Source organism: Streptomyces sp. NPDC007917, assembly GCF_042959105.1.
GTDB lineage: Bacteria > Actinomycetota > Actinomycetes > Streptomycetales > Streptomycetaceae > Streptomyces.
Window position 1 is genome coordinate 259,297 of the sequence record NZ_JBIBKK010000003.1, and the last position, 26,154, is coordinate 285,450.

Sequence of the window (26,154 nt, forward strand, 5' to 3'; positions counted from 1 at the left end):
CCGCACCCCCGCCCGCGCGCCGTCCTCGCCATGGCCTCCAGGACCGCGCACCAGGTGCTCGACGCGGAGGCGCTGGCCCGGCTGGGCCGGCTGACCGACCTCGACCCGGGACTCGTCCTCGACGACTTCACCACCCCGGCCGCCCGGCACGCCCTCGCCACCGCCGAGCTCCTGGTCACCGGCTGGGGCTGCCCGCCCGTCGACCGCCGGGCGCTTACCGCCGCCCCCCGGCTGCGCGCCATCGTGCACACCGCCGGGACCGTGCGCCACCACATCACCGACGCCTGCTGGGAGCGCGGGATCGCGGTCTCCTCGGCCGCCGCGGCCAACGCCGTGCCCGTCGCCGAGTACACCCTCGCCATGATCCTGCTCGCCAACAAACGCGTCCTGGACATCGCCCGCGACTACCGCGCCGAGCGCCGCCGGATCGACTGGAACGAGCGGTACCCCGGCGCGGGCAACTACCGCAGGACGGTCGGCATCCTCAGCGCCTCCGCCATCGGCCGGCGCGTCATCGAACTGCTGCGCCCGCACGACCTCGACGTGCTGCTGTACGACCCGTACATCACGGCCGAGGAGGCCCGCGAGCTGGGCGCCCGTCTGGTCCCCTTGGCCGACCTGTTCGCCACCAGTGACGTGGTCAGCGTGCACACCCCGCTGCTGCCCCGGACCCGCGGCCTGGTCAGCCGCGAACTGCTGGCGGCCATGCCCACCGGCTCCACGCTGATCAACACCGCCCGCGCCCCGATCGTGGACCAGACCGCGCTGACGGAGGAGGTGCGGGCCCGGCGGTTGTACGCGGTGCTGGACGTCACCGAACCGGAGGTGCTGCCCGCCGACTCGCCGCTGCACGACTGCGACCACGCGCTGATCACACCGCATGTCGCCGGGTCGAAGGGCGGCGAGCTCAGACGCCTCGCCGACCTGGCGATCGGCGAGGTCGAGGCGTACGCCCAGGGGCGGCCGTTCGCCCATCCGGTACGCCCGGAAGTCCTCGACCGCTCGGCGTGACGAGCGATGAGCGACGCTCGGCGAGCGACGCGTGACGCATGAGGCCGGCCACCGGATACGCGACGCCGGAGGCCGACCGCCTGACCCCTGACACCTGACGCCGGACACCGGGCCATCCCGCACAGACGCGAGTAGGAGACGCACCCCCGCCATGCCCACCCGCACCCTGCCCACCACCCCCACCGTGCCGCTCCCCTTCCCGTTCCCCGCCGACGACCGCGCCCTCAGCCCCCACACCGGGCTGACCCGCGCCCACTGGGAGGCCGTCGCCGACGGGATGCTGCGCGCCGCCCTGCGGTACGCCACCCCCGGCCACGGCCTGATCGACCTGCCCGGCCCGCCGTCGAGATCCGGAGTGCGCTCCGACGGCCTCGAAGGATTCGCCCGCACCTTCCTGCTGGCCGCCCTGCGCGTCGCGGGCGCCGGCGGAGCCGACCCGCACAGCTTCCTGCCCCGCTACACCGCGGGCATCGAGCGCGGCACCCTCACCCCAGGCCGGGACGACGCCGAGTCCTGGCCGCTGATCGGCCATCACGGCATCCAGGGCCAGCCGATGGTGGAGTCCGCGTCCGTCGCGCTCGCCCTGCGCCTGACCGCGCCATGGACCTGGAAGAGGCTGCCCGCCGCCGCCCGGGACCGCACCGAGGAATGGCTGCGCGGCGCGCTGCGCCACACCCCCGCCCCCAACAACTGGTACCTCTTCCCGCTGACCGTCGCCGGATTCCTGGAGTCCGTCGGGCGCGGCGACGCCGAGACCGCCCGGGCCGTCGAGCGCGGCCTCGACCTACTGGAGGGCTGGTACCGCGGCCAGGGCTGGTACACCGACGGCGACGGGCGGGCCTTCGACCACTACAACGGCTGGGCCCTCCACCTGTATCCGCTGCTCCACGCCCACCTCGCCGCCGACCGCGCGCTGCTCGACCACCTCGGCCCGCGGCTGCGTGAATTCCTCGAAGGGTTCTCCCTCCTCTTCGACGCCGACGGCGCCCCCATCCACCACGGCCGCTCCCTCACCTACCGCTTCGCCGCCGGCGCCGCCGTCGCGCTCGGCGCCCTCACCGACCACACCCCGCTGACCCCGGGAGCCACCCGGCGCCTGCTCAGCGGGGCGCTGCGCCACTTCCTCGACCGCGGCGCGCTCACCGCGGACGGGGTGCTGAGCCTGGGCTGGTACGGACCCCACGAGGCCACGCTGCAGCGCTACTCGGGACCGGGCTCCCCCTACTGGGCGTCCAAGGGGTTCCTCGCCCTGCTGCTCCCGCCCGACCACCCGGTGTGGACCGCTCCGGAGGAACCGGCCCCCTCCCAGGGGCGCGACCGGGTGCTGGCGCTGTCCGCACCCGGCTTCCTCGTGCAGACCACCGGCCGCGACGGGCTGGTGCGGCTGCACAACCACGGCAGTTTCAAGCTACGCCCCTGGGACGCGGAGCGGCCCCCCGGCGACCCGCTGTACGCGCGCCTCGCCTACTCCACCCGCACCGGCCCGACCAGCGCCGCCAACACCCCCGACAACCACTTCGGCCTCGAGATGCGCGGGCTGCGCAGCTCCCGGCTCCGGATCACCCCGCTGGCCGCGGGCCCCGACTGGCTGGCCTCCTCGCACATCCCGGTCTTCCCCGACGGCGGCCCCGTGCTGCCCGCCGCGCGCATCGACAGCCTGACCCTGGCCCGCGGCCCGCTGGAGCTGCGGGTGCACCGCACGGTGAACGTGCCCGCCGGCACGGCGGTCCACCACAGCGGCTGGGCCGTCGCCGTCCCGCCGGACACCGCCGCCGAGCGGGCGGACGGGGCGGGCCCGGCGGGGGAGGCCTGCGTGGCGGGGGCCCGGGTCACCGGCCGGCTGCTGCCCCTGCACGGCTGGCGGAGCTCGACGGTGCGCAGGGCCCCGCAGGGCACCGCGTACGGACCCTGGGCCCTGGTCCCCGAACTCACCGGCACCGTCGGCGAGGAGGAGTCCGGCACCGTCTTCGCCGCGCTCGCCTCGCTCAGCGGCGACCCCGACGCCCCGCCCCTGGCCGGGCTCGCCACCGCCGAGGTGAGCGGATGGACCCTCACGGTCCGCTGGCCCGACGGGAGCAGCACCGTGGTGGACTTCGGCGGCCGGGACGGGGACGCGCCACGGGTGACGGGGACGACCGCGTGACCGGCGGCCCCAAGGCCACCACCCGCCTGGGCCTGTGCTCCGTCACCTTCCGCCATCCGGACCCGGACCAGGTGATCGCCGCCGTGGCCGGGGCTGGCCTCACGTGCGTGGAGTGGGGCGCGGACCGCCATGTGCCCGCCGGGACGAGCGGGCCGCCCGCCGGGTGCGCGAGGCCACCGAGGAGGCGGGCCTCGCGGTCGCGTCGTACGGCTCGTACTACCGCGCCGGGGTGAGCGACCCGGAGGAGTTCGACGCGGTCCTGCGCTCGGCGGTGCTGCTCGGCGCGGATACGGATCTGGGCGGGGGCCACCGGCACCCGCGAGACCCCGCCCGAACAGCGTCGGCGGATCGCCCGGGACACCCGGCGCACCGCCGCGCTCCTGCCGGGGGAGGCGGCGACCCTGCGAGCGCTCGTGGGTGGGTGAGCCTCTTCGCGGCTCGGTTCGCCTTCGGGTGGTACGGCCGCCGCACCCGGCCGCGCGCGGTGTGCCATGACCGGCTCCGACCCGACCGTTGCGTACGCTGACCTGGCCGTCTGCCGAAGCGGCCGGTTCGACCCAACGGTTCGACAGGAGTACGCACGTGATGGCCAGCTCCGCCCCTGCGGGCCCCGGCGCCGGGGGAGGGATGCGGGGGCGTCTGCGCACCTGGATGCTCGAGGGCCTGGCCGACATCGCCAAACAGCAGCCGGGCCCGTACGCCGAGGTGCAACACCCGGGGCGGCCCTGGTGGAAGGTCATGTGTCTGACCGGTGTGGACTACTTCTCCACCCTGGGCTACCAGCCGGGCATCGCCGCCCTGGCGGCGGGCGTGCTCTCCCCGGTGGCCACGCTGGTGCTCGTGCTGGTCACCGTCGCCGGCGCGCTGCCGGTGTACCGGCGGGTGGCCGAGGAGAGCCCGCACGGCCAGGGCTCGATCGCGATGCTGGAGCGGCTGCTGTCGTTCTGGCAGGGCAAGCTGTTCGTCCTGGTGCTGCTGGGGTTCGCGGCGACCGACTTCCTGATCACCATCACCCTCTCGGCGGCCGACGCCACCGCCCACCTCGTCGAGAACCCCAATGTCGGCGGCGCCCTGCACGGCCACGAGGTGCCCGTCACGCTGGCGCTGATCGCCCTGCTCGGCGCGGTGTTCCTCAAGGGCTTCACGGAGGCCATCGGGCTGGCGGTGGTGCTGGTCGGCATCTATCTGGCGCTGAACCTGATCGTCGTGGTGGTGGGCCTGGAACAGGTGGTCGCCGAGCCCCACGTGGTCTCCGACTGGACCCGGGCGCTGACCACCGAGCACGGCAACCCGCTGCTGATGATCGGGATCGCGCTGATCATCTTCCCCAAGCTGGCGCTGGGCCTGTCCGGCTTCGAGACCGGCGTGGCCGTCATGCCGCATGTCGAAGGGGACCCGGGCGACACCGAGGAGCGGCCGGCCGGGCGGATCCACAGGACCAAGAAGCTGCTCACCACGGCCGCGCTGATCATGAGCGTCTTCCTGATCGCCACCAGCTTCATCACCACCCTGCTGATCCCGCAGCGGGAGTTCGAGCCCGGCGGGGCCGCCAACGGCCGCGCCCTCGCCTATCTGGCCCATGAGCACCTGGGCAACGGCTTCGGCAGCGTCTACGACGTCTCCACCATCGTCATCCTCTGGTTCGCCGGCGCCTCGGCCATGGCCGGGCTGCTCAACCTGATGCCCCGCTATCTGCCGCGGTACGGCATGGCGCCGCACTGGGCGCGCGCGGTGCGGCCCATGGTGCTGGTCTTCACCCTGATCGCCTTCCTGGTGACCTGGATCTTCGACGCCGATGTCGACGCGCAGGGCGGCGCGTACGCCACCGGGGTGCTGGTGCTCATCTCCTCCGCCGCCATCGCCGTCACCATCGCCGCCCGCAAGGCCCGGCAGCGCCGCTGGACCGCCGTCTTCGCCGCCATCGCGGCGGTCTTCGTGTACACCACGGCGGCGAACGTCGTGGAGCGGCCCGACGGTGTGAAGATCGGCGCCTGCTTCATCGCCGGCATCATCGGGCTCTCCCTGATGTCCCGGGTCGCCCGCGCCTTCGAACTGCGCGTCACCGAGGTGGAGCTCGACCCCATGGCCGACCGGTTCGTCCGCGACATGGCCCACCGCACCATCCGGTTCATCGCGAACGAGCCGGACCGCCGCGACGTGGCCGAGTACCGCGACAAGCTCCGCCAGATCCGGGACGACAACGACCTGCCGGCCGAGGAGGACCTCATCTTCGTCGAGGTCACCGTCTCGGACCCGTCGGAGTTCGAGGCGGAGCTGCGGGTGTGCGGGGAGGTGCTGCACGGCCGCTACCGGGTGCTGACGGTGGTCAGCTCCTCCATCCCCAACGCGCTGGCCGGGATGCTGCTGCACGTACGGGATCTGACGGGCCAGCGGCCGCACATCTACTTCGAGTGGACCGAGGGCAACCCCATCGCCCACTTCCTGCGGTTCTTCCTCTTCGGACAGGGGGAGGTCGCGCCCGTCACCCGCGAGGTGCTGCGCGAGGCCGAGCCGGACCGCGCCCGGCGGCCGCATGTGCACGTCGGCTGAGCGCCCGCATGCGCATGTGGGCTGAGTGGCCGCGGTTCCCCGCGCGTCAGCGGCGGGGCGGCAGCCGGTGCAGCTCCACGCCGGTCAGCCGTCCCGCCGACACCTCGGCCGTCATATAGGTGCAGTGGGGTTGCCGGCGCCGGTCGGTGGGGGAGCCGGGGTTCAGCAGCCGCAGCCGGTCCTCGGCCACCGAGTCCCACGGGATGTGGCTGTGGCCGAACACCAGCACGTCAAGACCGGGGAAGCGCGCGGCGCAGCGCGCCTCCCGGCCCCGCGCCGCCCCGGTCTCGTGCACGACCCCGAAGCGCACCCCGTCCAGCTCCGCGTACGCCACCTCCGGCAGCCGCGCCCGCAGCGGCGGGCCGTCGTTGTTGCCGTACACCCCGATCAGCCGCCGGGAGCGGGCCTCGAGCAGGTCGAGGGTGGCGGTGTCCACCCAGTCCCCGGCGTGGATCACCACATCGGCGCGCGCCACGTGCGCCAGCAACTCCTCGGGAAGCCGCTTGGCGCGCAGCGGGACATGGGTGTCGGACATCAGCAGCAACAGCACGCGGCGACCGTACCGCGCCACCGCGCCACCGCGCCGCCGTCCCGGACGCGGCGCACCGCGGCCAGGGGGAATATCCGCCGCCCCGGAGGGGAAGTACGGTTTGAGAAATAGTGTGCCAAGCGGCCCGGACCGGGGTCGGAGAGGCGGGCGTACATGGCGGGGGAAGCGGCGGACAACCGGTATCCGCGGCCGGTGGTGTCGGCCGCCGAGGCGGAGTGGGTGTGGCGGCTGCTGTCGGTGCAGGCGATGGAGCAGGGCACGCGGGCGGAGACGGTGCGGCTGGCCGTGGTGGTCGGGCTGGCCCGCGCCACCGGCGCCCGGTACGGGGACCTGCTGCGCTGCACCACCGACGCGCTGGACCTGGACGCGGGCTGGGTGACCATCGAGCACGGCAAGCACCGCGTCCCGCGCCGGCACGGCCTGGACCCGGGCACGGTCATGGTGGTGCGGCGGTGGCTGCGGGTGCGTCAGGAGCTGTGCGCGGAGCTGGAGGGGACGGTGCCGAGGGCGTTGCTGCTGACGGTGCACCACACCCATGACAACGGGGTCACCGTCGCCGCCGGGCTGCCCATCACCCGCCAGGGCCTGGTGCTCTCCTGGCGGCGCTTCGTCCACCGCACCAACGCCGCCTACGCCGCCCGGCGCCCCCCGCTGCCCACCCGCTTCGAACAGCTGCGCCGCGTCTGGTCCGCGGGCTGAGCCGGCCGGCGCCGAGCGTCACCGCCGGCCGAAGAACTCCACCTCGGCGATGGCCACCCGGCGATCCGACCGGACCCCGTACGCGCCGCCGACCGTCAGCCGCACCCGTGTGACCTCCGTCCCCGCGACGTCGAAGGTCTGCTGACCGGGCTTGTCGTTCAGCCTGACGGTCCTGGTGCTCCGCTCCCCGCCGGAGGAGACCAGCGTGACGGCGAGCTCCGAGGGCCGCGCCTGGGTCAGGAACTCGGCCTCCTTCGCCGAGCTCCCGGGGGTGATCAGCAGTTTCCGCAGCCGTACCGGCTGGTCGAAGTCGGCCTCCAGATACTGGCCGTCGGCGGGGCCGCCGGTGGCGGGCGCCCAGTACCGGTTGTTGTAGCCGTCGAAGGCCGCACGGGCCGGATGCCCCGGTGCCTGGGTGGAGCCGCGGAACTGATCGGCGTGCAGCGGTTTGGGATCGCTGGTCCGGTCCTTGGTGAAGGTGAACACCTCCGAGAGCTGCCCGCGGCCGAACCAGGCCGCCGCGGCCAGGACGATCAGCACGACCGGCAGCATCAGCCGGGGCCGCGGCCGGCTCCTGAGCCTCGGCCGGCTCCCGGCCGTCAGCGGGCGCTGGGCCCCGCGCCGGAAGATCCGCCGCCACCAGGGGAGCGGGCGGTTCGCGTCGGGCGCGGACGCGACGTCGAGCAGCGCGCCGCAGCGTACGCACAGCCTGCGGTCGTACGGGGTCTCCGCCCGGCACCGCGGGCACGGTCGGCGCGGTGCGGCGTCCGGGCGGGGCGGCACCGGCGGTGTGGCCGGGGCGGCCGGGGCGGCCGGGGCGGCCGGGCGGTGGTGGTCCGGGCCCGGGTCGGGCGCGCCGTCCAGCGGGTCTCCGGGGCGCCGAGGGGCGGCGGTCGGCTCCGGCGCCGCCCCCTCCCGCTCCCACTCCAGGAATCCCTGGCACGACACGCAGAACCGCGCCCCCGCCGCATTGCGATGTCCGCACTCGGGGCAGGTCATGACGGACCAGCCCCCTCCGCCGCGGACACGATCTCCACCCGGTACGGGACGTGCGCCGGAACCTCCGCCGCGACCAGCTTCTCCACCCGCGCCCGGTCGAACCTCTCCGGATCGGGCACCCGCAGCCGTACCGTCACCCACGGCCGGGCGGAACCGGGCAGCGCCGCCCCCGGCTCCGAGGACCACGAGGTGCCGCCGCTCTCGCTGATCTCCGGTTCGATGCCGGTCTCCACCCGTACCGCCGCCGCCAGCCCCTGCCGGGTGCCCCGCTGACGGTGACGGGTCACGGCCGTGGCCACCACCGCCCGGCGCTGATTGACCGGGCGCTCCTGGTCCACCTCCACCGCCACCCACTGCGCCAGCCAGGCCAGCAGGTCCTCGGGGGCGGTGCGCGGCTGCAGATGCGCGGGCAGGTTGTCGAGCGTGAGCAGCACCGGCGCCAGCACCTCGTCCAGGGCGCTCAGGAAGCGTTCGAGGAATTCCTGGCCGTGATAGACCGCCGGCAGCTGATGGAGCAGGGGATGGGCCGTGGGCAGCCCGGGAAGTGGTCCGCGCACTCAGGCCTCCCGTACCCGGAGCTGGTGCTCATAACTGAACACCAGCGCGTGCCGGTCGAGTTCGATCTTGTTGGTCGCATCGCCGCGCCGCCCCGTCACCGGGTCGGCGGGGAACAGCCGTACGTCCTCGACCAGATCGACCCCGGGCACCTGCTGGAGCACCGCGAACACCTCACCGGAGTGGACCGGCCGCCCGAACGGCCAGCCCTGCCCGTCGGGGCCGCCGGTGAGCGGGTTGAAGTAGCCGTACAGCGCGGTCAGGGCCGCGTCGCGCAGCCGTTCGGCGGCGCTCCAGCGGCTCGGCGATACGGTGGCGACCACGGTGACGCCCTGGTAGTAGGGCGGTTCGACGGACAGCCGGGCCCCGATCGGGCGCCGCTCCTCCAGATGCGCGGCCAGCCTGGCCAGGGTGGCCGGCGGTGGGATCAGGTCCTCGAACCGGATGCGGCCCTGCTCGTCGTCGCCGCCCGCAGGCACCACCAGCAGCCGTACCCCGCCTGTCTGTGCCCCGCCTGTCTCTGTCCCGCCCGCCTGTGTCCCGGTGCCGTTCCCGTGTCCGTCTCCACCGCCCCCGGACCGGTCCTCGCCCGCGGGTATGCAGGCCACCCGGGCGGCGTCCGGCGCGAACTCGCGGGCGAGCTGTTCGTAGTCGTGCGGCACCACGGCCCGGTGCAGGGTGCGCAGTGTCATCGGCCCGCGCACCCGGGCGTTCTCCATGGTTTCGCCGTCCACCCCGCCCAGCGCCGGCCGCCGGTTCTCCACCCGCGCCACGTACGGCAGGGAGCTGCGCAGCACCCGCAGCGCGCCGCGCGAGACATTGCCGCGCCGCCCGCCGCCGGTGCGGTAGGCGCGCACCCGTACCGGACACCCCTTGGGCGGTACCGCGCCGAACAGCCGCAGCGTGCCGTCGGCCTCCCGGACCGCCGGGGCGAAGTCCACCTGCCCGGAGTTGGGGTCCACGGTGATGTGCCGGTCGTACGCGGTGGAGTGCGCGAAGCTGTCCACCCGGGTCCACTCCAGCCAGCCGGGGCCCTCCGCCACCTCGACCACGAACGGCTCATCGCCCGCCACCACCGGCGGCCGGGCGACCTGGAAGCTCTGCCCCGGCACCCCCTCGGACAACCCGAGGGTCTCCTCCACGACCTTCTCGGAGTGCTCGGCCTCCACCGTGCCGCCGATGGTGAACGCGGCGGCCTGGCGTACCGTCGGGGACGCCACATAGGTGGGCTGGTCGGGCGCGGCCCGCAGCAGCCGGCAGCGCAGCCAGCCCGCGGACCGCCGCGCCACCACCGAGCCGGTGTGGGTGGCGGGCAGGTGCAGGATGACCTCTCCTGCCTTGTTGAACCCGCCGGTGTCGTCCTTCTCCACCTCGCACGCCACCCAGGCGTTGCCGTCCCATGCCTCCCACAGCAGGGGCGGGCGGCGCGGGTCGACGCCCACCCCGTCCACCCGGCAGTCAAGACGCAGCACCACCGCGCAGCCGGGCACCGGATCGGACAGTCCGAGGTACAGGCTGTCCCCGGGAGTGGGGGCCGGGCCGAAGCACGGCACATCGCGGCCCAGCGCCAGCTCCTCCGAGCGGTCCGCGGCGTCGCCGGAGGCGGGCCAGGTGGCGAGGTGGGTGAGCTCGCACGGCACCACCGAAAGATCCCGGCTGGTGGTGAAGACCACCGCGTCCTCGGTCTCGGTGCGCACGGTGGCGATCTCCGTCCCGGCCCTGACACGCACCGGCTCCGGCTGCGGTGCGGAGAGCCAGAAGGTGGCGTCGGCGCGCGCCGCCGTGGGCGGGTACAGCCGCACCCCGATCAGATCGAGGAAGGCCAGGTAGTGCTTGTCCGGTACCCGGTTCAGCCGGTAGACGAGCTGGTCGACCATGGTGGCGAACGCCTCGATCAGGGTGACTCCGGGGTCGGAGACGTTGTGGTCGCTCCACTCCGGGCAGCGCTGCTGCACCAGCCGCTTGGCCTCGTCCACCAGGGCCTGGAAACGCCGGTCGTCCAGGTTGGGGCTGGGGAGCGTCATAGGCCCTCCTCGCCGGTCATGTGCCCTCCTCGCCGTGCGGGATCACATAGAACGGGAACACCAGGTTGCGGGGGTCGTTGGCGCCGCGCACCGCGTAACTGATGTCGATGTACAGCACCCCCTGGTCCGCCTCGTCGAACCGGACGGCGACCTCCGCCACCTCGATGCGCGGTTCCCACCGCTCCAGGGCCAGCCGCACCTCGTAGGCCAGCTGTCCTGCCGTACCGGCGTCGGCCGGCGCGAACACGTAGTCGCCCAGCGCGCAGCCGAACTCCGGCCGCATCGGGCGCTCACCGGGGGAGGTGGCCAGGATCAGCCGGATCGACTCCTCGATCTCCCGCTCGTCCCTGACCAGCGCGATGCTTCCGGTGGCGTCCGTGCGGGGCGGGAACGCCCAGCCCGCGCCGATGAACTGGCGGCCCATGCCCGGTCACCCGCCGATCTGTACGCTCGGGCACCCGGTGGTGATCGGGGAGCCGCAGCCCGCCGTGTCGCCCACGCGGGCCGCGGGCTGCCCGCCGATCAGGACGGTGGAGCTGCCGGGCGGCTCGATCCGGGACGGCGGATGGGCGGGCGAACCGCACTGGTGGGGGGTGCCCACGGTGGCCGCGGGCCGGCCGCCGATGAGCACGGTGGGCTCGCCGGGCGGGCCCACCGTCCCGGGGTGGGCGGTGGGATCGCCGACGCGTGCGGCTGCTGGCATGTGCGTGCCCCCTGACTGTCCTGGTCCGTTCGGGTGTGCTGGTGTGCTGGTGTGCTGGTGTGCTGTGTCCGGTCGCTGTTCTCGGTGGTCAGTTGATCCGCACCAGGGGTGCGTTGACCGACAGGGAGTTGCCGCCCTTGATCTCGGTGCGGTTGGTGCTGCCCACCGCCACCTGGCCGCCCTGCACCTCCACCGTGCCGCCGGTGGACAGCTTCACCTGGCCGTTGCCGCCGTCCACCCGCACTCCGTTGCGGGCCGTCAGGTTGACCGAGTCGCCGCCCAGTTCGAGCGGGCCCTTGCCGGCCTCCAGCGTCACCCCGCTGCCCGCCTTGATGGAGACCTGTTCCTTGGCCTCGATCTCGACCGTGCCGTCGCTGTGCACGACGATGGTGGTGCCCTTGCGATCGAGGTTGATCTTGAGTTTGCCGTCGCCCGTGACCAGCCGCACCCCCTGCGGGCCGTTCGCGGCGTCGAGCAACTCCAGCTTGTTGCCACCGCGCGAGCCGAAGGCGCGTTTGTTGACCGCCCCGCTGGTGGGGTCGACCGTCTCCGCGTCCTGCCCGTCGCCCTGGCCCTGGCCCTGCGCCTGGACGGGGCCGAGGCCCGGCGGCTGCCCCTGGCCGCCCTGCCCCTGCCCCGGCTTGTCCTTGCCGTTGTACAGACCGGCGAGCACATACGGCCGGTCCAGATGCCCCTGCTCGAACCCGATCAGCACCTCGTCGCCCACCTCGGGGATGAACGCCTCGCCGCCCGCCGTCCCGCCCGCCTGCGCGGTCCGCGCCCAGTCGCTGGCGTATTCGTCCGACAGCCACGGGAAACGCACCTTGACCCGGCCCAGACCTTCCGGGTCCTTGGTGTCGGTGACCGTGCCGTTGGCCAGCCCCGAACACCGCGCGCCGGCGTCCGTACCCCCGCCGGAGCCGCCGCCCGTCAGCCCGAACAGCGAACGCTCCTGCTGCCCGGAGACCGTCACCCAGGTCTCGTAACCGCGCACCGGGTCGAAGACGTGCCGCGAGGAGGTGACCGTATAGCGGCCCTCGAAGGGCTTGCCCACCCCGGCCAGCGTGACCGCGCCGCCCGCCCGCACCTCGGGATTGCCCCGGATCACCGCCTCCAGCTCGGCGAACGACCCCGCGATCCGCGCCGCCAGCGCCCGGGCCGCCTGGTCCACCTGCGCCTGGCTGCCGTACGGGGCGTCGGAGACCACGAAACTCGCCTCGCCGAAGGGCCGTGCCACCTCCGCCGCCGTCAGGCCCAGGTCAAGCGTCGCCGCCGTCCCCGCGTCGGCCCGTCCCACCAGCGGCTGTTTGGCCCGTACGTCCCAGCCCCGCACCTCCACCGTGGACACCTGCTCGGCGGCGGACACTCCGGCCCGGCAGCGCAGCAGATTGTCGCCCATCTCCAGCACCAGCGGATCGCGGGCGGCGCGCGCCGACACATCCGGGGCGCCGCCCGCCTCGGTCGGCTTGGCGATGTGCAGCCGGCCGTCCGTCACATACGCCTGCGCGCCCGCCTCCTCGGCCAGGGCGCGGACGAACTCCCAGTCGCTGATGTTGGGCTGCGCCACATGCTCCAGCACCGGCCCGGTGACGTCCATCTTCCCCGGGCGCAGCCCGGCCCGCCGGGCGACGCTGGTGCAGATGTCGGACAGCGTCATGTTCTGGTAGCTCGCGACCCGGCGGCCGCGGAAGAGGCGGTGCGACTCGTCAAGGCCGCGGACCACGGTGAAGGTGCCGGTGTCGTCGATCTCGACCTCCAGCGCGGTGACGTTTCCCGACAGCAGCGGGCGCGGGGACGGCCCGCCGCCCGCGCCGGCCAGCAGCCGTACCTCGGTGCCGATGGTCAGCCCCGCCTGCTCCAGCAGCGTCCGGCCGGGGTCGCGGAAGCGCAGCACGAACAGATCGGGCAGGGTGCGGCTGTCGTCCACGTACCCCTCGACCAGGGTGTTGGCGAGGGCGGGCGGGAGTGGACGGCCGCCGAACTCCACGACGAGGGCCTTCGCCACACTCTGGTTGACCATGCGGGCCTCACCGTCCCCTGTCGTGGTTCACGCCGTGGCCGTGGGCCGTGGCTTCGAGACGATCCAGCTCATCGAGGGCGGGGAGCAGCAGCTCACGGCCGCCTGCCAGGCGCATCGGATCGTCGATCCCGTTCGCCTCCGCGATCACCCGCCAGGCGGCCGGATCGCCGTACTCCCGCCACGCCAGCAGCGGCAGCGTGTCACCGGCCCGCACACGGTGCACCCGGCGGGCGTGCAGGGCGCCCGAGGTCGGGTTCTGGCCCGGGGTGTCCCCGGTGATCTCCTCCATCGTCACCTGGCACACCGCCCGGATCGGCACACCGGAGGTGGTGAACAGCGTGTACTTCGCCTGCACTTGGCTCACATAGCCGGGAAAGCCGGTCAGCCCGCCCCAGTGGAACACCACCCACGGCGGCGAGGAGCGCTGCTGCTGCCGGGTCTCACTGGTCGGTACGCAGCAGGTGAACAGCTGCTCCACGGAGGTCACGACGCTGGTGTCCTGGGTGTCGCTCGCGTCGAAGAACATCTCGACCGTCAGCTTGCTGGGCTGCGGCCCCTGGTACTCCGGTGGGCCCGCGCTCCTCGCACCCTTGGCGGGGCTGCGTTTCCACGCCGCCGCCTTGGTCAGGCTCAGCTCCTTGGGGTTGAACTGGAAGTCGATACGTCCGCAGGGGCCGCCCGGGGTCAGACCGCCGCCGGGTGGCGGGGTGCGCAGCTCCAGGTACGCGTGTTCCAGCTTGGGCCGCGCCCCGCCGCCCCCCTTGGCCGCGGCGGCCCCGCCCGCCGCGCTGAACGCCACGGGTGAACTCATGACCCCGGCTCCATGACATAACCGTGGTGCGCGATCTCAATGGTCTCGATGGCCACTTTCGGGGACTCCGGGTTGAACGAGGGCCCGGTCCAGCGCACCGGCACGACCTCCAGCAGCCCCCACTGGGCCACCTTGCGGCCGTCGCCCGTGCGCGCCTCGATATGCGCGGTCCTGCGGCGAATGCCGGTGGTCATGCTCGCGAACCACTTGGCCACCTTCTCGGTGTCGCGGGTCAGCGGCCGGGACAGCTTGATGTTGGGGTACTTCAGCCGGGTCGGCAGCTGCCACAGGTGGAAGTTGTTGCCGCCCTCCTCACGCTGTTCCAGCACCACTTCACAGCCCAGGCCCTCGCAGGTGTTGAACGAGCCGAGCTCGATGCCGTCGACGGTGACGACGAAGCAGACGCTGACCGCCGGGTCATCGGTAACGGCCACGCCGTCTCCCCTCTCTCCGCACTTGTCAGTGCCTGGTGTTGATCAGAAAACCGGCCCGTTCGCGCTCCAGCCGCAGCTCCGCCTTGAGCAGTCGGCTGAGCGGTGCGAACAGCGCCCGGACCAGCTCGTCGTCGACCTTCGGCGGCCCGCCTCCGCCCTCGCTTCCGGGGGGTGGGGCGGTGGCCGCAGGAGCGGTCGCCTCGGAGCCTTCCGGCGGCTCGGGCGGGGGCTCCGGGGCGGGCTCCGGGGTCGCGGGCTCGGCGGTTTCGACGTCGCGCTGGACGGGGGCGGGAACCGGCGAAGAGGGCGGCGGGGGCTGGAACACCACCGACCCATCGGCCATACGCCGCGCCACCCCCGCGGCAACCGCCACCGCCCCGGCATCCACCAGCCGCCCGCCCGAGGGCGTCGCCGGCCCGGCCGTGACACCTGCTGCGGAGCGGGAGACAGACGGGGACGGGGGCGGGGGCGGGGCCGCCGATACGACGGACCGCTGAGCCGAGGGCACTCCTGAGGCGCCAACCGCCCTTTCCGCCGCGGCTCCTGTGCCGAGACTCGTGGCGCCCGGCGGATCGTTCGGCCCGTCGCTGGGGCCGCTGTACGGACCGCTGTACGGATCGGACCACCGCACCGGTACGACCGGAGGCCCGGCGGCGGGGGAAACTCTCGACGAGCCGTCGGTCGACGGCGGCCGCACCCCCGAGAAAAGGGGCACCGACCGCTGCGCGACCAGCGGCACCACCGGGCCCACGGCCAATGCGGGCGGCCCCTCCGCCACCGGGGACCCGGCCGCCGAGGCCCGCTGGATCGGCACCGGTGGCCGGTGCGCGGCGGAGGGCGAGGGCACGGACGCGGGTACGGCGGCGGACGCGGGCTCGGCCGAAGCCGGGGGTCCGGGCCGGGGCGCGGCGGGCGTCGGCGCGGGCGGCACCGGCCCGCTGTCGGCCGTACGGACCTCCAGCGGATCGTCGCCGAGCAGTGGCCTGGCCACCGCCGTCTGCTCCGCCTCCGCCTCCGCCGCACCGCTGCCGGGCTGGTCCAGCGGTACGGCGCCGGTGCTCGCGGCGGGTGTGCGCTGCGCGGTGGGCGGCAGCCCGGCCAGCGGCTCGCCGAGACCGACGGTGTGCGGCCGGGGAGGCGTGGGCGCCGCGGAGCGCCGCTGGAGGGAGGGCGGAGTGGTTTCCGTATGCGGGACGGCCCCCTGCGCGGGTGCCACGGGCAGCGTGGGCAGTTGACGTATCCGCATGGCGGGAGCGTGAGCGGAGATCAGCGGCTCCACGGCGCCCGAGTCCGCGACCCGCTGCAAGGCCACGGCGGGGGTTCCGGACGGCTGTGCGTCGCCGCCGCTCCGGGGCGCGTCGAACACTCGGCTCACCATCGGCGTCTCGGGTCCGCCGACCGTGGTGTCAGCGTCCGGTGCCTGGGATGTCCCCGGCGTGGCGATGCCATGCGCCAGGCCGGACGGTGCCTCGGGGCTGACGAGGTGGCCCAGCGGTGTCAGGAAGGACGCGTCCCGCCACGTGTCCAGCGAGCCGCTAAATCCGCCGGGGTCGGTCACCAACTCGGGCTGAGTCACAGTACGTTGCAGGGCGGGCAGCTCAAGCCACCCCGGTACGGCCGGGGCGGCCGGCATGTCAGGTGTGGCCGGCGTGGCTGACGCGGCCGGACCCTGCTGGGGACCACCGCGCCGCATCCCACTCCACCAGGACAGGAATCCCATGCGCCCTCACCGCTCACTCAGCCGGGCGATGTGGCCCACATAGCGCAGCCGGTCGGGGTGTTCGAGGTCGAGGATCTGGTCCAGGGGCCAGTGGAAGTGGTAGGCGAGGTACGCGACTTCCTCGTGGAGCCGGTCGGCCGCGTACGTCACGATTCCCCCAGGCGACCACCACCGGACAGGTCCACCGCGAAGTTCTCGTGGCAGGAGGGGCAGGTCACCGCGGCGCGGGTGTGCCCCTCCGCGTTGATCCTGCGGTAGAAGTCCTGGAGGAAGGCCAGATCGGAGGCGAACAGGTCCTCGACCACACCCGGGTGGACATCGTCGATCGTGCCCAGGCGTGTGATCACACGGGAGATGAGCACCACGGACAGATACGCGGAGTTCTCCCGGACCCGGTCGTCCCGCAGCGGAATCAGCTCGTCGCGGGCGGTCGCCAGCCGCATCACACCACTGCGGTGCACCGTGCCGGACTCGTCCACGTACCCGCGCGGCAGCTCGAAGGCGAACTCGGTCCGCAGTGTCTCCCGGCCTTCATCCCGGCCCGTACCGGCGCCGGGGCCGGGCGGCAGCCCGGTGGCCTCCTCCTGCCGCGCGGACGGGGCGAACGCGCGCCGCATCAGTCGACTTCCACACTCTCGTAGGTGATCGACAGTTTCTCGGTCAGCACGGAGGTGTCCCCGGCCTTGAGCGTGCTGATCTCCAGCGACTTCGGCCAGGCGTTGATGAGTTTGTAGCGCTTGATCGGCATGCCCTCGTAGTCGTAGACGATGATCGAGCCATTGCGGCGGGCGCTGACCATCTTCCCGAACCGGGAGTCCTTGATCCACTGCTCGAAGCTGTTGTCCTCGGTCAGCCCGCGGGTGACGGTGACCTCACCGGCCTTGGGCCGGCCCGGGAGCTTTTTGATGGCGTACTTCCCGTCCGCGGTGTTCTGCTTCAGCTCGATGACGTCCTGTTCCATCTTCAGACCACTGACCTCGGTGATCTGCCGGATCAGAACGCTGTCGAATTCCAATCCGAAGGAATGGCCCACGGAACTGTCGAATTCGGCGAGCGGCATACGACCTCCTCAAGTCGGACAGTCATTCGGTCGTGGTCGGTCACTCGTCGACCCCGCCGGTCCCGGCGGAGAGCTGGGCGAGCCGGAACACCACGAACTCCGCGGGCTTGACCGGGGCCACTCCCACCTCGCAGATGACCTGCCCCGCGTCGATGCTCTCCGGCGGGTTGGTCTCGCGGTCACACTTCACATAGAAGGCCTCGTCCGGGGTCACCCCGAACAGCGCCCCCTTGCGCCACTCATTGACCAGGAACGCGGAGATCGTGCGCCGGACCCGGGCCCACAGGGCGTCGTCGTTCGGCTCGAACACCACCCACTGGGTGCCGGCGAGAATCGACTCCTCGAGATAGTTGAAGAGCCGCCGCACATTGAGATAGCGCCAGGCCGGATCGTCCGCCAGCGTCCGCGCCCCCCACACCCGGATGCCACGGCCGGGAAAGGCCCGGATGCAGTTCAGCCCGATCGGATTGAGCAGATCGTGCTCGCCCTTGGTGATCTGGGTCTGCAGCGCGACCGCCCCGCGCAGCACCTCGTTCGCCGGCGCCTTGTGCACCCCGCGCGAGTCGTCGTTACGCGCCCACACCCCGGCGACATGCCCGCTCGGCGGCACGAACGCGTCGCGGCCGGCCGCCGGGTCGAACACCTTGATCCACGGGTAGTACATGGTGGCGTACTTGGAGGCGAAGCCGGTCGTCTCCTCCCGCCAGGTCTTGATCTGGCGCGGGCTCAGACCCGGCGGGGGATCGAGGATCGCGATCCGGTCGCCCATCGCCTCGCAGTGCGTGATCAGCCCCCGCTGGACCGAGATCACCGACTCCAGATCCAGCAGCCCGCGCTGGTAGGCGCTCATCAGATCCGGCGCGGCCACCATCGTGATCTCTTCGACCGCCTCCAGGCCGCCGAACCCGGTGCGCTGGTCGGGGTCGCCGACGTACGAGTCCGCCGACAGCGCGTCGGGCACCGCCGCCCCGGGCCCGGTGCCGGGGCCCACCACCAGGGTCACCGCCTGTGCCTCGGGCCGCGCGGGCGCGGCGCCCTTGCCGGGCTCCTCCAGCCCGATCAGCCGGGACCGCGCCCTGACCTGGGTGGCGACGTTCTCCTTGCTGCGCTTGGTGGTCACGTTCGGATAGGTCTCCACGACCGTCCCGTCCCGCTTGACCACCACCGTGAAGACGTCCTGCGGCGGGTCCTCCCCCTCGGGGTCGGCCACCTCGACGGTGATCTGCCCGGTGACGCCGGGGAGGGCCCGTACGGTATAGGGCCCGAGCTGGGCGGTGGGCCCGGCGCCGATCTCCTTCGGCGCGCCCGCCCCCGCTTCTCCCTGGCCTGCCGTGTCTGCAGCGTCCGTCTGACCGGCTCCGCCGATGCGTACGACGTAGCAGATACCGCCGCCGTTGGCGAAAAAGCCGTAGACGGAGGAGGCGAGATAGGTCCCCTCGACGAAGTCGCCGAAAACGCTCGTGAACTGGGTCCAGTTGGTGACGAGCGTCGGCTCGTTGAACGGCCCTTTCTGCGCGAACCCCATGAAGGCGGCGACGGAAGTGCCGACCCCCTCTATGGGCCGCGACCCGGATTCCACCTCTTCGACGTAGACACCCGGGGACAGGTATGACGGCATGCCACTCTCCTCGACCGGGGAAACGAAGCGATTCTTCCCGGGCAAAGGATCAATGGGAAAGGGCTTTCGGCCGCCCCCGCGTACAGAGCCCTCTTCCCGAAGGTGCAGCCGCGGTTCTTTCCCCATCGGGCAGGCGCATCTGCCCCCATCGTTGCCCCGCCGTCGGCGCCTGCTGAGCGCTTGGGCGCAGCAACCTGGCAGACCTGCCGCGGACGCGGTGCCGGCCGCCGGCGTTCGTGCTGACCCCGGGCGAGGCCGCGGACAGCCCGCAGCTCATCCCCGTGCTGGGCAGGCTACGGGTCCGCGGCCCCGTCGGCGCCGAGAACTCAGTTCGAGTGCCGCCGACCGTCTCGGACCCACGTCACCACAACCAGAGCTGCGGTGATGTACATCAGGACGCTGAAGGTGGCTACGGATTCGACGTACTGCGCGTAGCCCTCTGCGCGCAGTTGGAGCGCGAGGGAACCAAGCGCGGTCCCAAGCGCCGCGGTAGCGGCGGCCATGGCGACGAACGGGCCCTTCGTCATGGGTACTTCCTCCAAGCTACGAGACGATTGATCAAGACCGAGACTACACATGCAAGGCGATGTCACCGAAGCGGCTGTGTACGGCCGGCGCCACGGCCGTTGAGGCGCCCGGCCCGCCCGGGGTCTGCGCGGTGGGCATGGCGTCGCGCTCGTGGGGATCACGGGCGTTGGAGGGCCTGGCGGAGGGGGACCAGGATGGAGTCCGGGCGGTAGGTGTCGGCCCAGGTGAAGCGCAGGAGGGTCAGGCCGGGGACGAGGGTGGCCAGGCGGTTCTGGCGGAAGCGGTCTTGGTAGAGGGCCTGGGGTGTGCCATGGGGGCCCTGGCCGTCGGCTTCGATGCCGACTCGCTGGGCCGGCCAGCCCAGGTCGATGCGGAGGATTCGGCCACGCTCGGGGTCCGGGACGGGCCACTGGGGGAGGGGTGGGGGCAGGCCGTCGTCCAGGCAGATCAGGCGGATGCGGGTTTCGAGGGGGGATTCGGCTCGGGCGTCGGCCAAGGGGACCCAGGCGCGGGCCTGGCGTGCGCCGGGGCGGCCGGAGAGGTGGGCGGGGAGGGTGAGGCGGTCGGCGGCTGTGAGCACGCCTTGGTGGAGGGCGGAGTCCAGCACGCTCACCGCCTCGGCGCGTTGGAGCTGCAGGAGGAGGTCCGCGCAGGTGCGGGCGGGGGTGGTCAGGGGGATGCCGCGCAGTGTCGTGTGGGCGTTGTCGGGCACGGCGGTTCGGTAGACCTGGACGCCTCGGCGGCTGCGGATGGTGCCGTGCGGGGCGGCCAGGTGCAGTGTGCCGTCGTCCGGAGGGAGGCCCTGGATGCCCAGCAGCCGGGCGGCTGTGGGGCCCGCCGCCATGACGTGCGAGCCGCAGGTGAGGAGGAGGCCCCGGACCCGGGCCGGCAGCGATGGCCCCCGCGCGTCCCGCCCGACCCAGTAGCTGCCCCGGCCCAGCGGCACCCACTGGCCCGCCCGGATCATGCGTCGGACGTCCGCCCGCTCGGTGCCGGCCGCGCGGAGCTGTGCGAGGGTCACCACACAGTCCTGCCCGGTGGCCAGGGCGCGCACGCTTCGCAGGACCTCGCTGCTGATCGTCATGCTGCACTATGGCGTGGAGTTCCCGATCGCGTGTGAGCCTGTGGATAACCGGCCGGCGGCTCAGGACAGCAGGGACATGTAGGGGCCGAACTCCGAGGCCAGCGTCAGGCGGCCGAGCTTCTGGTACTCCCGCTGCACGGCGTGGATCAGATCGGACATGGTCACCGCGTGGCCTGACTCGGCGGCGAAGTAGGCGGCGGTGACCGCGATTGAGCGGATGTTGCCACCGGCGAGTTCGAAGGACTCGGCGCAGAAGTCCAGGTCGAGGTCGGTGGCGCGGGGGAGGGCGGGGCCCAGGCAGCGGTCCCAGAGTGTGCGGCGTTGGGGGGCGTCGGGGAGGGGGAAGTCGATGGCGAGGTCGAGGCGGCGGGTGAAGGCGTCGTCGAGGTTGGCGCGGAGGTTGGTGGCGAGGATGGCCAGGCCGTCGAAGGTCTCCATGCGCTGGAGGAGATACGCGCTCTCGACGTTGGCGTAGCGGTCGTGGGCGTCCTTGACCTCGGAGCGTTTGCCGAAGATCGCGTCGGCTTCGTCGAAGAGCAGGACGCCGTTGATTCCGGCCGCTTCGGAGAAGATGCGCTCCAGGTTCTTTTCGGTTTCGCCCACGTACTTGTCGATGACGGTCGCCAGATCGACCGTGTAGAGGTCCAGTCCCAGGTCGGCGGCGATGACTTCGGCGGACATCGTCTTGCCGGTGCCCGAGTCGCCCGCGAAGAGGGCGGTGACGCCCCGGCCCCTGCCTCCGCCCGGCCGCATGCTCCATTCGCCGAGCACCCGGTCGCGGTGGCGGGCGCGGGCGGTGAGTTCGCGGAGTTGGGCGAGGGTGTCCGGGGGGAGGACGAGGTCGGGCCAGCCCACGGCGGGTTCGATACGGCGGGCCAGGCGGTCGAGACCCGCGGCGTTCTGGGCGCGGGCTCCGGCGCGGACGTGGTCCGGGCGCAGGGTGCCGCCGTCCAGCATCGCGGACTGGGCCGCGCCCTGGGCGGCCCGGGTGATCTGGTCCGGGGCGAGGAGGAAGGGGGACAGGAGGCGGGTGATGTCCAGGTTCGGGGGGATGTTGCTCAGCGGCTGCTCGTGATCGGCTGCCATGCCTTCTGGCGGCTCGGCTCGGGCCGCCGTCCGGCCCCTGGTGCGTTCGCCTTCGTACGCCGCCGACCACAGCGCCGCCCGCGCCGTCGGTTCCACGCGCGGGGCATGGAGCAGCAGTGGCGGGTGGGTCGACCAGGCCGCGTCCCAGGGGGCGCGGCCGACCAGGACGACCGGGAGGGGGATGTCCGACACCGCGCGGATGACCTCGGGGTTGTCGCGGGTGAGTGCGTCGATGGGGGTGCACACCAGGCCGGAGGCCGTCAGGCGGGCTTCTCTGGCGAGGATTCGTACCGCGTCGGCGGGGCTCGGGTCACGGGCCAGGGCTTCCAGGTCCACGCCCAGGACGCCATGGCCCGCCCGGCTGAGGGCGGCGGATGCCAGGGCGGTGCCCGCGCCGCCCTGGTCCTCGCGCAGATACACCAGGCGGACGCCGGAGGCGAGTGAGCGGGCGAGCGGGGCCGGGTCGCCGACCGCCGCCGGTACGTCCTGCCAGGGGGCGAGGAGGCCGACGATGCGCGGATCGGGGGTGTCGTCGCCGAGGAGATGTGCGGTGACGCGGTCGGGGACGCGCAGCGCGCGGGCCAGGAAGGGGCGGTCCGGCTCCGCCACGAGGAGGAGACCGCCGGCGCGGAGGGGGCCTTGGGGGGACAGGCGTGAGCGGGCTCCGGCGTCGGCGGGGGACAGGCCGCACAGGCCGAGCGCCAGGCCGATGGTCGGGCGGCGGCGGGTGACGTCGTCGTTCAGGTAGCCGTAGAACTGCTCGAAGCGGTCGTCCAGATCCGGGATCAGCGCGATCAGCAGGATTTCGATGTCCAGGGCTGTGAGGCCGAAGTCGCCTGCCAGGGAGTGCAGTCGGGGTGGGCGGCCGGACCGGGTGGCGGCGTCGGCGCGTGCTTCCGCTTCGGCCAGGAATGCGGCGTCCGTGTCGTCGGGGGCGGTGACCTTGAGTTGGCGGCCGTGTTCCAGGAGATGGTGGATCGTCTCGTCGGTGAGATACAGGCCCCGGAAGGCGTCATCGGGGGCCGGGTCCGTCTGCTGCCTGGCGTGGACGGCCCGCCTCACCCGTTGCTCGATGAGGATCGCCCGGTCCAGGAGGTGACGCAGGCTCGGGTCCGGGAAGGGGGGCCCGGGCGGGGTGTCCGTCATTCGGTGTGTTCTTCTGATACGCGGGAGGCCATGCCGGTGCGTGTGGGGCGGTTGTTCCGTCGTTCGACCACAGGAGTCGGGGTGCCGTACACGGGGAGGTCCCCCGGACCCGATGAGGGTTTTGTGGGCGTCCGGGCGTCCGCCGCTACGTCGGAGAAGCCGACGCGCAGGCCCTCGTCGCCGACCTCCGGGCCGGCCGGGTAGACCGGAGACTCGGTGACCGGCACGCTCACCACCAGGTCGAGGGAGGGCTTCAGCTCCCCGCCCAGCGCGCTCCACACATCCGCGAACGACCGGTCCTCGGGAGGCGGCAGCGCGATCGTCATCGGGACCGGCACGCCGAGTTCCGCGAGCGTGCCGGTGAGCCGTTCGGCGGGCAACGCCTCGTAGCGCAGCAGGCAGGAGAGGAGCGAGGAGAGCAGACGGTGCTCGTCCTCGGGGCGCTTGGTCCACGCCGTGATGAGATACGAGAGCTTGAAGTAGCGCGGTGGGCGGCGCCGGGCCACGATCGTGCCCCGCTCGTCGTATTCATTGAGCAGACCGCGCTCCCGGCGGCGCATGTCCTCGCGGATGTCGTACAGATACAGATTGACCGTGGGGGCGTTGACCTTGGCGGCCCAGTCGCGGGTGGGCGCGTCGAACACGACCGTGATCTGGCTGCCGCCCGCCAGGGCCTCCGTCCGGAACATCGCGCGCAGCGCCTCGTCGACCTCGTGGATCACCGGTGCCGTCACCCCCGGCCCGCGAAGTCGGGCGGCTGCAGGCCGCGTTGCACGATCAGCACCGGCTTCTCCAGCCGGTCCAGGCCCCGCACCGAGGCGCGGAGCTCGCGCGGGCCGAGCTGGTCCTTGCGCAGGACCAGCACCTGCGCCTCGAAGGTGCCGTCGCCATCGACGCGTACGGTCGAACGGGCCGCGGTGATGCCTGGCTTCCAGGTGAGCGAGACCGTGGCGCCGGGCGGGAAGTCCTTGCCGCGCGCCACCGCCACATCGCCGGGCCTGGCGACCTTCGGGGTGACGGTCAGCTTGGGCTGCAGGACGCGGATGCGGGCCGTGTCCGTGTTGTCGGCGCGCCTGGGGTCGCGTGGGGAGCCGGTGACGAAGACGCGGATGTCCCCGCGGACGGCGGCGCGGTAGACCGCGGACTGCGTCACGGTCAGGCGCTCGCCGGGGGCGAGGGAGCAGGGGGCGGAGCGGGTGCAGCCGGAGAGGGCGGAGAGGCTGCGCTCGCCGGCGTCCTCGGTGCGGGGCCAGGTGGTGGTGAGCATGATGTTCTTCGCGGTCTTGGGGCCCGCGTTGGTGAGGGTGAAGCGCGCGCCGGTCCGCTGGCCCGCGTAGCGGGGGGAGGGGCCGGCGGTCGCCGTCACGGCGATGTCCGCCTGGTTCGGCACCGGGGCCGGGGTGACGGTGAAGGTGGCCGTGTCGCTTCCGGTGTTGCCCGACGAGTCCGTGGCGGTGCAGGTGACCTCTGTTGTGCCGACGGGGAAGAGCGAGCCGGAGGTGGGGGCGCAGGTCACCGGGAGATCGCCGTCGACCGCGTCCTCGGCGGTGGCGGTGAAGTCGACCTTGGTGCCGTTCTTGCCGGTCGCCTCGACGATGCGGTCGTCCACGGTGACGACCGGGGCGGTCGTGTCGTTGACGGTGATGGTGATGTGCTGCTGGTAGTCCTCGGGGGCGTGGTCCCCGTTGCCGTCTTCGTCCCCATCGCTGTCGCTGTCGCCGTCGCCGTTGCCGGTATCGCCGCCGTTGCCGGAGTCGCCTCCGTTGTCGCCGCCTCCGGCACCGTTGTCTCCGCCTGCGTCCTGGCCGCCGTTCGCCTCACCGCCGCCGCAGCCGCCGTCGGTCCCGGCGATGGCGCCTCCCAGCACCCCGGCGACCAGAGCGCCACCGCCTTCGCTGTCCGAGCCGCCCACGCCGCCGACCGCCAGTCCGGCGATCGTTCCGCCGGTGCACCCGCTGGATCCGCTGGACACACCGCCCGCCGCCCCGCCGATGAGCCCCCCGTTCCCGCCGCCGTCCGCTCCGCCAACCGCGCCGCCGATGGCTCCGGCGATGGATTCCCCGGGCTCACTGGGGTCGCTGGGGTCGCTGGGTTCGCTTGGCTTGCTGGGTTCGCCCGACTCACCCGAGTCAGAACCGCCCCCGTCCGTCCCCTCCTGCCGATCATGGAACTCCCGCGCGGGCGGCACATCCGCGGGCATCTCTCCGCTCGGCGGCTTGCCGTCGAGCAGAAACTGAACGGTGCAGCTGAGCGTCGCGCCCTGCGGGGCGTCGTCCGCCGGTTTGATGGTCTCGCTGAAGTCCGCCACCGCACCGCTGGTCACCTCCCTGCTCGCCGGGGTCAGCGAGACGGAGAGGGCGGGGTCGCAGGCGACTGCCTGATAGCTGACCGTCGTGGGCAGATTGGTCAGACCCTCCGCGATGGTGTCCGCCACTTGGTTCGCGTCGATGTTCTGGAAGAGCTTGCCGCCCGTGGCCTGGATGGCCTTGCTCGCCTGATCGGGGTCGTGTGGATCTTCTTGGTTCTGGTCAGGGCCGTTGCCGTTGTCGCCGTTTCCGTTGAGACCGTCGCCGAGTTCGGTGGCCACATCCACGCCGATGACCCGGACCCCCGCGTTCTGCAGCGCGTTGATGCCGTCACTCAGGGAGTGGCCCATGCTGGGGTCGTGGCTGGAGGCGTCGCCGACCAGGACGACGATGGGGCTCGCGCCCTCGCGGAAGACGGTTTTCCCGCCGGCCCCGTTGCCGATCTGCCACAGGGCGTTGATCCAGTCCTCGGCGGGGCCGGGGCTGTTGAGACCGCGGTCGGCGGTGAGGCCGTCGACTCCCCGCTGTACGTCGGCCAGGTTGTCCGTGAGCCCTTGGAGGACGGTGAAGACCCGGTCGCCGTCGATCTTGTCGCCGAAGGTGGTGACGGCGAAGCGGGAGTCGGGCTGTTCCTCGCGCACCCTGTCGGTGATCCGGTCCAGGTTTTCCTGGACGTTGTCGATGGTGGGCTTCATGCTTCGTGTCCCGTCGACCAGCAGCACCACATCGGGCCGCGGTGGGATCACCGGCGTACGGACCTTCTTGTCCACGGTGAGGGCGCCGCCCGGGTCCAGGGGCTCGTCCACCACCGCGGGGGTCACCGCGGGTGGCGGCGCGGCTGCCCGTCTGGCCGCCGCCGCGCCCGGAAGGACGCTGATCGTCAGGAGGAGTGTGGCGGTCAGGGCGCCGATGCGCAGGGCGCGGGCATGCGCCTCGGCACCCGCGTCGGCCCGCGGCCGCAAGCGAAGGAATCCCCGTATGGAACGCACAGAACACTCCACTCGGCATCGGCGTGCGGTGTTCCACTGTCGCGGGACGGAATGCGGAAGCGCACCGGGGCGGCAGCCAGCCCTTCGGGAAGGGCCGGCTGCCCTATGAGGCACCGGG

24 protein-coding genes are annotated in these 26,154 nt (G+C 72.9%); 5 read left to right on the forward strand and 19 right to left on the reverse strand.

The window, feature by feature from the left end; all coding sequences use genetic code 11:
- Positions 1 to 30: 30 nt before the first annotated feature.
- The 4 genes from ACFZDL_RS07135 to ACFZDL_RS07150 all read left to right on the forward strand — a co-directional run bounded on the left by ACFZDL_RS07135 (position 31) and on the right by ACFZDL_RS07150 (position 5,704).
- Entirely contained in the window at positions 31 to 1,011 is a 981-nt protein-coding gene (locus ACFZDL_RS07135) for a hydroxyacid dehydrogenase (RefSeq protein WP_353593306.1), read from the forward strand.
- 151 nt (positions 1,012 to 1,162) lie between these two features.
- Positions 1,163 to 3,154, forward strand: a complete 1,992-nt coding sequence (locus tag ACFZDL_RS07140; RefSeq protein WP_353593285.1) for a DUF2264 domain-containing protein — start codon at positions 1,163 to 1,165, stop codon at positions 3,152 to 3,154.
- Between the two features lie 112 nt (positions 3,155 to 3,266).
- Positions 3,267 to 3,680 (forward strand): hypothetical protein, encoded by a 414-nt coding sequence (locus ACFZDL_RS07145; protein WP_353593286.1) that lies wholly within the window; start codon positions 3,267 to 3,269, stop codon positions 3,678 to 3,680.
- 59 nt (positions 3,681 to 3,739) lie between these two features.
- Positions 3,740 to 5,704 carry an amino acid transporter gene (locus ACFZDL_RS07150; RefSeq protein WP_353593287.1) on the forward strand — a complete coding sequence of 655 codons (1,965 nt, stop codon included), beginning with the start codon at positions 3,740 to 3,742 and terminating at the stop codon, positions 5,702 to 5,704.
- A 46-nt stretch (positions 5,705 to 5,750) separates the two neighbouring features.
- Here ACFZDL_RS07150 and ACFZDL_RS07155 read toward each other — a convergent pair whose 3' ends face one another.
- Entirely contained in the window at positions 5,751 to 6,254 is a 504-nt protein-coding gene (locus ACFZDL_RS07155; protein WP_353593288.1) for a metallophosphoesterase, read from the reverse strand.
- A gap of 153 nt (positions 6,255 to 6,407) precedes the next feature.
- Here ACFZDL_RS07155 and ACFZDL_RS07160 point away from each other — a divergent pair, with 153 nt between their 5' ends.
- Positions 6,408 to 6,953, forward strand: a complete 546-nt coding sequence (locus ACFZDL_RS07160; RefSeq protein WP_353593289.1) for a tyrosine-type recombinase/integrase — start codon at positions 6,408 to 6,410, stop codon at positions 6,951 to 6,953.
- 18 nt (positions 6,954 to 6,971) lie between these two features.
- Here ACFZDL_RS07160 and ACFZDL_RS07165 read toward each other — a convergent pair whose 3' ends face one another.
- From ACFZDL_RS07165 to ACFZDL_RS07250, 18 genes are all read right to left on the reverse strand, one after another.
- Positions 6,972 to 7,952 carry an NADase-type glycan-binding domain-containing protein gene (locus ACFZDL_RS07165; RefSeq protein ID WP_391190595.1) on the reverse strand — a complete coding sequence of 327 codons (981 nt, stop codon included), beginning with the start codon at positions 7,950 to 7,952 and terminating at the stop codon, positions 6,972 to 6,974.
- Entirely contained in the window at positions 7,949 to 8,509 is a 561-nt protein-coding gene (locus tag ACFZDL_RS07170) for a phage tail protein (RefSeq protein WP_353596765.1), read from the reverse strand. The genes ACFZDL_RS07165 and ACFZDL_RS07170 overlap by 4 nt, the downstream gene beginning before the upstream one ends.
- Positions 8,510 to 10,531, reverse strand: a complete 2,022-nt coding sequence (locus ACFZDL_RS07175; RefSeq protein ID WP_353596764.1) for a putative baseplate assembly protein — start codon at positions 10,529 to 10,531, stop codon at positions 8,510 to 8,512.
- Positions 10,532 to 10,547: 16 nt separating this feature from the next.
- The gene (locus tag ACFZDL_RS07180; protein WP_353596763.1) at positions 10,548 to 10,955 is read right to left on the reverse strand and encodes a GPW/gp25 family protein; all 408 of its coding nucleotides are present in this window, start codon (positions 10,953 to 10,955) and stop codon (positions 10,548 to 10,550) included.
- Positions 10,956 to 10,961: 6 nt separating this feature from the next.
- The gene (locus ACFZDL_RS07185) at positions 10,962 to 11,234 is read right to left on the reverse strand and encodes a PAAR domain-containing protein (protein WP_353596762.1); all 273 of its coding nucleotides are present in this window, start codon (positions 11,232 to 11,234) and stop codon (positions 10,962 to 10,964) included.
- Between the two features lie 88 nt (positions 11,235 to 11,322).
- Positions 11,323 to 13,254 (reverse strand): VgrG-related protein, encoded by a 1,932-nt coding sequence (locus tag ACFZDL_RS07190; protein ID WP_353596761.1) that lies wholly within the window; start codon positions 13,252 to 13,254, stop codon positions 11,323 to 11,325.
- A 7-nt stretch (positions 13,255 to 13,261) separates the two neighbouring features.
- On the reverse strand, positions 13,262 to 14,065 hold the full coding sequence (locus ACFZDL_RS07195; RefSeq protein WP_353596760.1) for a peptidase M23: 804 nt from the start codon (positions 14,063 to 14,065) through the stop codon (positions 13,262 to 13,264).
- Complete coding sequence (locus tag ACFZDL_RS07200) at positions 14,062 to 14,499, reverse strand: phage tail protein (protein WP_353596759.1); 438 nt, start codon at positions 14,497 to 14,499, stop codon at positions 14,062 to 14,064. Before ACFZDL_RS07200 ends, ACFZDL_RS07195 begins: the two co-directional genes overlap by 4 nt.
- Before the next feature lie 25 nt (positions 14,500 to 14,524).
- Complete coding sequence (locus ACFZDL_RS07205; RefSeq protein WP_391190599.1) at positions 14,525 to 16,075, reverse strand: hypothetical protein; 1,551 nt, start codon at positions 16,073 to 16,075, stop codon at positions 14,525 to 14,527.
- Positions 16,076 to 16,225: 150 nt separating this feature from the next.
- Positions 16,226 to 16,369: a DUF6760 family protein gene (locus ACFZDL_RS07210; protein ID WP_353596757.1), complete on the reverse strand. Its 144-nt coding sequence runs from the start codon at positions 16,367 to 16,369 to the stop codon at positions 16,226 to 16,228.
- A complete protein-coding gene (locus tag ACFZDL_RS07215) occupies positions 16,366 to 16,836 on the reverse strand; it encodes a hypothetical protein (RefSeq protein WP_353596756.1) in 471 nt (156 codons plus the stop codon). Before ACFZDL_RS07215 ends, ACFZDL_RS07210 begins: the two co-directional genes overlap by 4 nt.
- On the reverse strand, positions 16,836 to 17,279 hold the full coding sequence (locus ACFZDL_RS07220; protein WP_014181557.1) for a phage tail protein: 444 nt from the start codon (positions 17,277 to 17,279) through the stop codon (positions 16,836 to 16,838). The genes ACFZDL_RS07215 and ACFZDL_RS07220 overlap by 1 nt, the downstream gene beginning before the upstream one ends.
- Before the next feature lie 40 nt (positions 17,280 to 17,319).
- Complete coding sequence (locus ACFZDL_RS07225; RefSeq protein ID WP_353596755.1) at positions 17,320 to 18,897, reverse strand: phage tail sheath subtilisin-like domain-containing protein; 1,578 nt, start codon at positions 18,895 to 18,897, stop codon at positions 17,320 to 17,322.
- A 326-nt stretch (positions 18,898 to 19,223) separates the two neighbouring features.
- The gene (locus ACFZDL_RS07230) at positions 19,224 to 19,424 is read right to left on the reverse strand and encodes an SCO3870 family protein (protein WP_353596754.1); all 201 of its coding nucleotides are present in this window, start codon (positions 19,422 to 19,424) and stop codon (positions 19,224 to 19,226) included.
- Between the two features lie 158 nt (positions 19,425 to 19,582).
- Positions 19,583 to 20,509 (reverse strand): type IV toxin-antitoxin system AbiEi family antitoxin domain-containing protein, encoded by a 927-nt coding sequence (locus ACFZDL_RS07235; RefSeq protein ID WP_353596753.1) that lies wholly within the window; start codon positions 20,507 to 20,509, stop codon positions 19,583 to 19,585.
- Positions 20,510 to 20,569: 60 nt separating this feature from the next.
- Positions 20,570 to 22,741, reverse strand: coding sequence for an ATP-binding protein (locus ACFZDL_RS07240; RefSeq protein ID WP_353596752.1), 2,172 nt, complete (start codon positions 22,739 to 22,741; stop codon positions 20,570 to 20,572).
- Positions 22,738 to 23,463, reverse strand: coding sequence for a DUF4255 domain-containing protein (locus ACFZDL_RS07245; RefSeq protein WP_353596751.1), 726 nt, complete (start codon positions 23,461 to 23,463; stop codon positions 22,738 to 22,740). The genes ACFZDL_RS07240 and ACFZDL_RS07245 overlap by 4 nt, the downstream gene beginning before the upstream one ends.
- A gap of 8 nt (positions 23,464 to 23,471) precedes the next feature.
- Positions 23,472 to 26,009: an HYR domain-containing protein gene (locus ACFZDL_RS07250; RefSeq protein WP_353596750.1), complete on the reverse strand. Its 2,538-nt coding sequence runs from the start codon at positions 26,007 to 26,009 to the stop codon at positions 23,472 to 23,474.
- Between the last annotated feature and the right edge of the window lie 145 nt (positions 26,010 to 26,154).

Coding starts and splice junctions, on each gene's coding strand:
- ACFZDL_RS07135 (WP_353593306.1), top strand. CDS start 31: ATGGCCTCCAGGACCGCGCACCAGGTGCTCGACGCGGAGGCGCTGGCC.
- ACFZDL_RS07140 (WP_353593285.1), top strand. CDS start 1,163: ATGCCCACCCGCACCCTGCCCACCACCCCCACCGTGCCGCTCCCCTTC.
- ACFZDL_RS07150 (WP_353593287.1), top strand. CDS start 3,740: ATGGCCAGCTCCGCCCCTGCGGGCCCCGGCGCCGGGGGAGGGATGCGG.
- ACFZDL_RS07160 (WP_353593289.1), top strand. CDS start 6,408: ATGGCGGGGGAAGCGGCGGACAACCGGTATCCGCGGCCGGTGGTGTCG.
- ACFZDL_RS07165 (WP_391190595.1), bottom strand. CDS start 7,952: ATGACCTGCCCCGAGTGCGGACATCGCAATGCGGCGGGGGCGCGGTTC.
- ACFZDL_RS07175 (WP_353596764.1), bottom strand. CDS start 10,531: ATGACGCTCCCCAGCCCCAACCTGGACGACCGGCGTTTCCAGGCCCTG.
- ACFZDL_RS07180 (WP_353596763.1), bottom strand. CDS start 10,955: ATGGGCCGCCAGTTCATCGGCGCGGGCTGGGCGTTCCCGCCCCGCACG.
- ACFZDL_RS07185 (WP_353596762.1), bottom strand. CDS start 11,234: ATGCCAGCAGCCGCACGCGTCGGCGATCCCACCGCCCACCCCGGGACG.
- ACFZDL_RS07190 (WP_353596761.1), bottom strand. CDS start 13,254: ATGGTCAACCAGAGTGTGGCGAAGGCCCTCGTCGTGGAGTTCGGCGGC.
- ACFZDL_RS07195 (WP_353596760.1), bottom strand. CDS start 14,065: ATGAGTTCACCCGTGGCGTTCAGCGCGGCGGGCGGGGCCGCCGCGGCC.
- ACFZDL_RS07215 (WP_353596756.1), bottom strand. CDS start 16,836: ATGCGGCGCGCGTTCGCCCCGTCCGCGCGGCAGGAGGAGGCCACCGGG.
- ACFZDL_RS07220 (WP_014181557.1), bottom strand. CDS start 17,279: ATGCCGCTCGCCGAATTCGACAGTTCCGTGGGCCATTCCTTCGGATTG.
- ACFZDL_RS07225 (WP_353596755.1), bottom strand. CDS start 18,897: ATGCCGTCATACCTGTCCCCGGGTGTCTACGTCGAAGAGGTGGAATCC.
- ACFZDL_RS07230 (WP_353596754.1), bottom strand. CDS start 19,424: ATGACGAAGGGCCCGTTCGTCGCCATGGCCGCCGCTACCGCGGCGCTT.
- ACFZDL_RS07235 (WP_353596753.1), bottom strand. CDS start 20,509: ATGACGATCAGCAGCGAGGTCCTGCGAAGCGTGCGCGCCCTGGCCACC.
- ACFZDL_RS07240 (WP_353596752.1), bottom strand. CDS start 22,741: ATGACGGACACCCCGCCCGGGCCCCCCTTCCCGGACCCGAGCCTGCGT.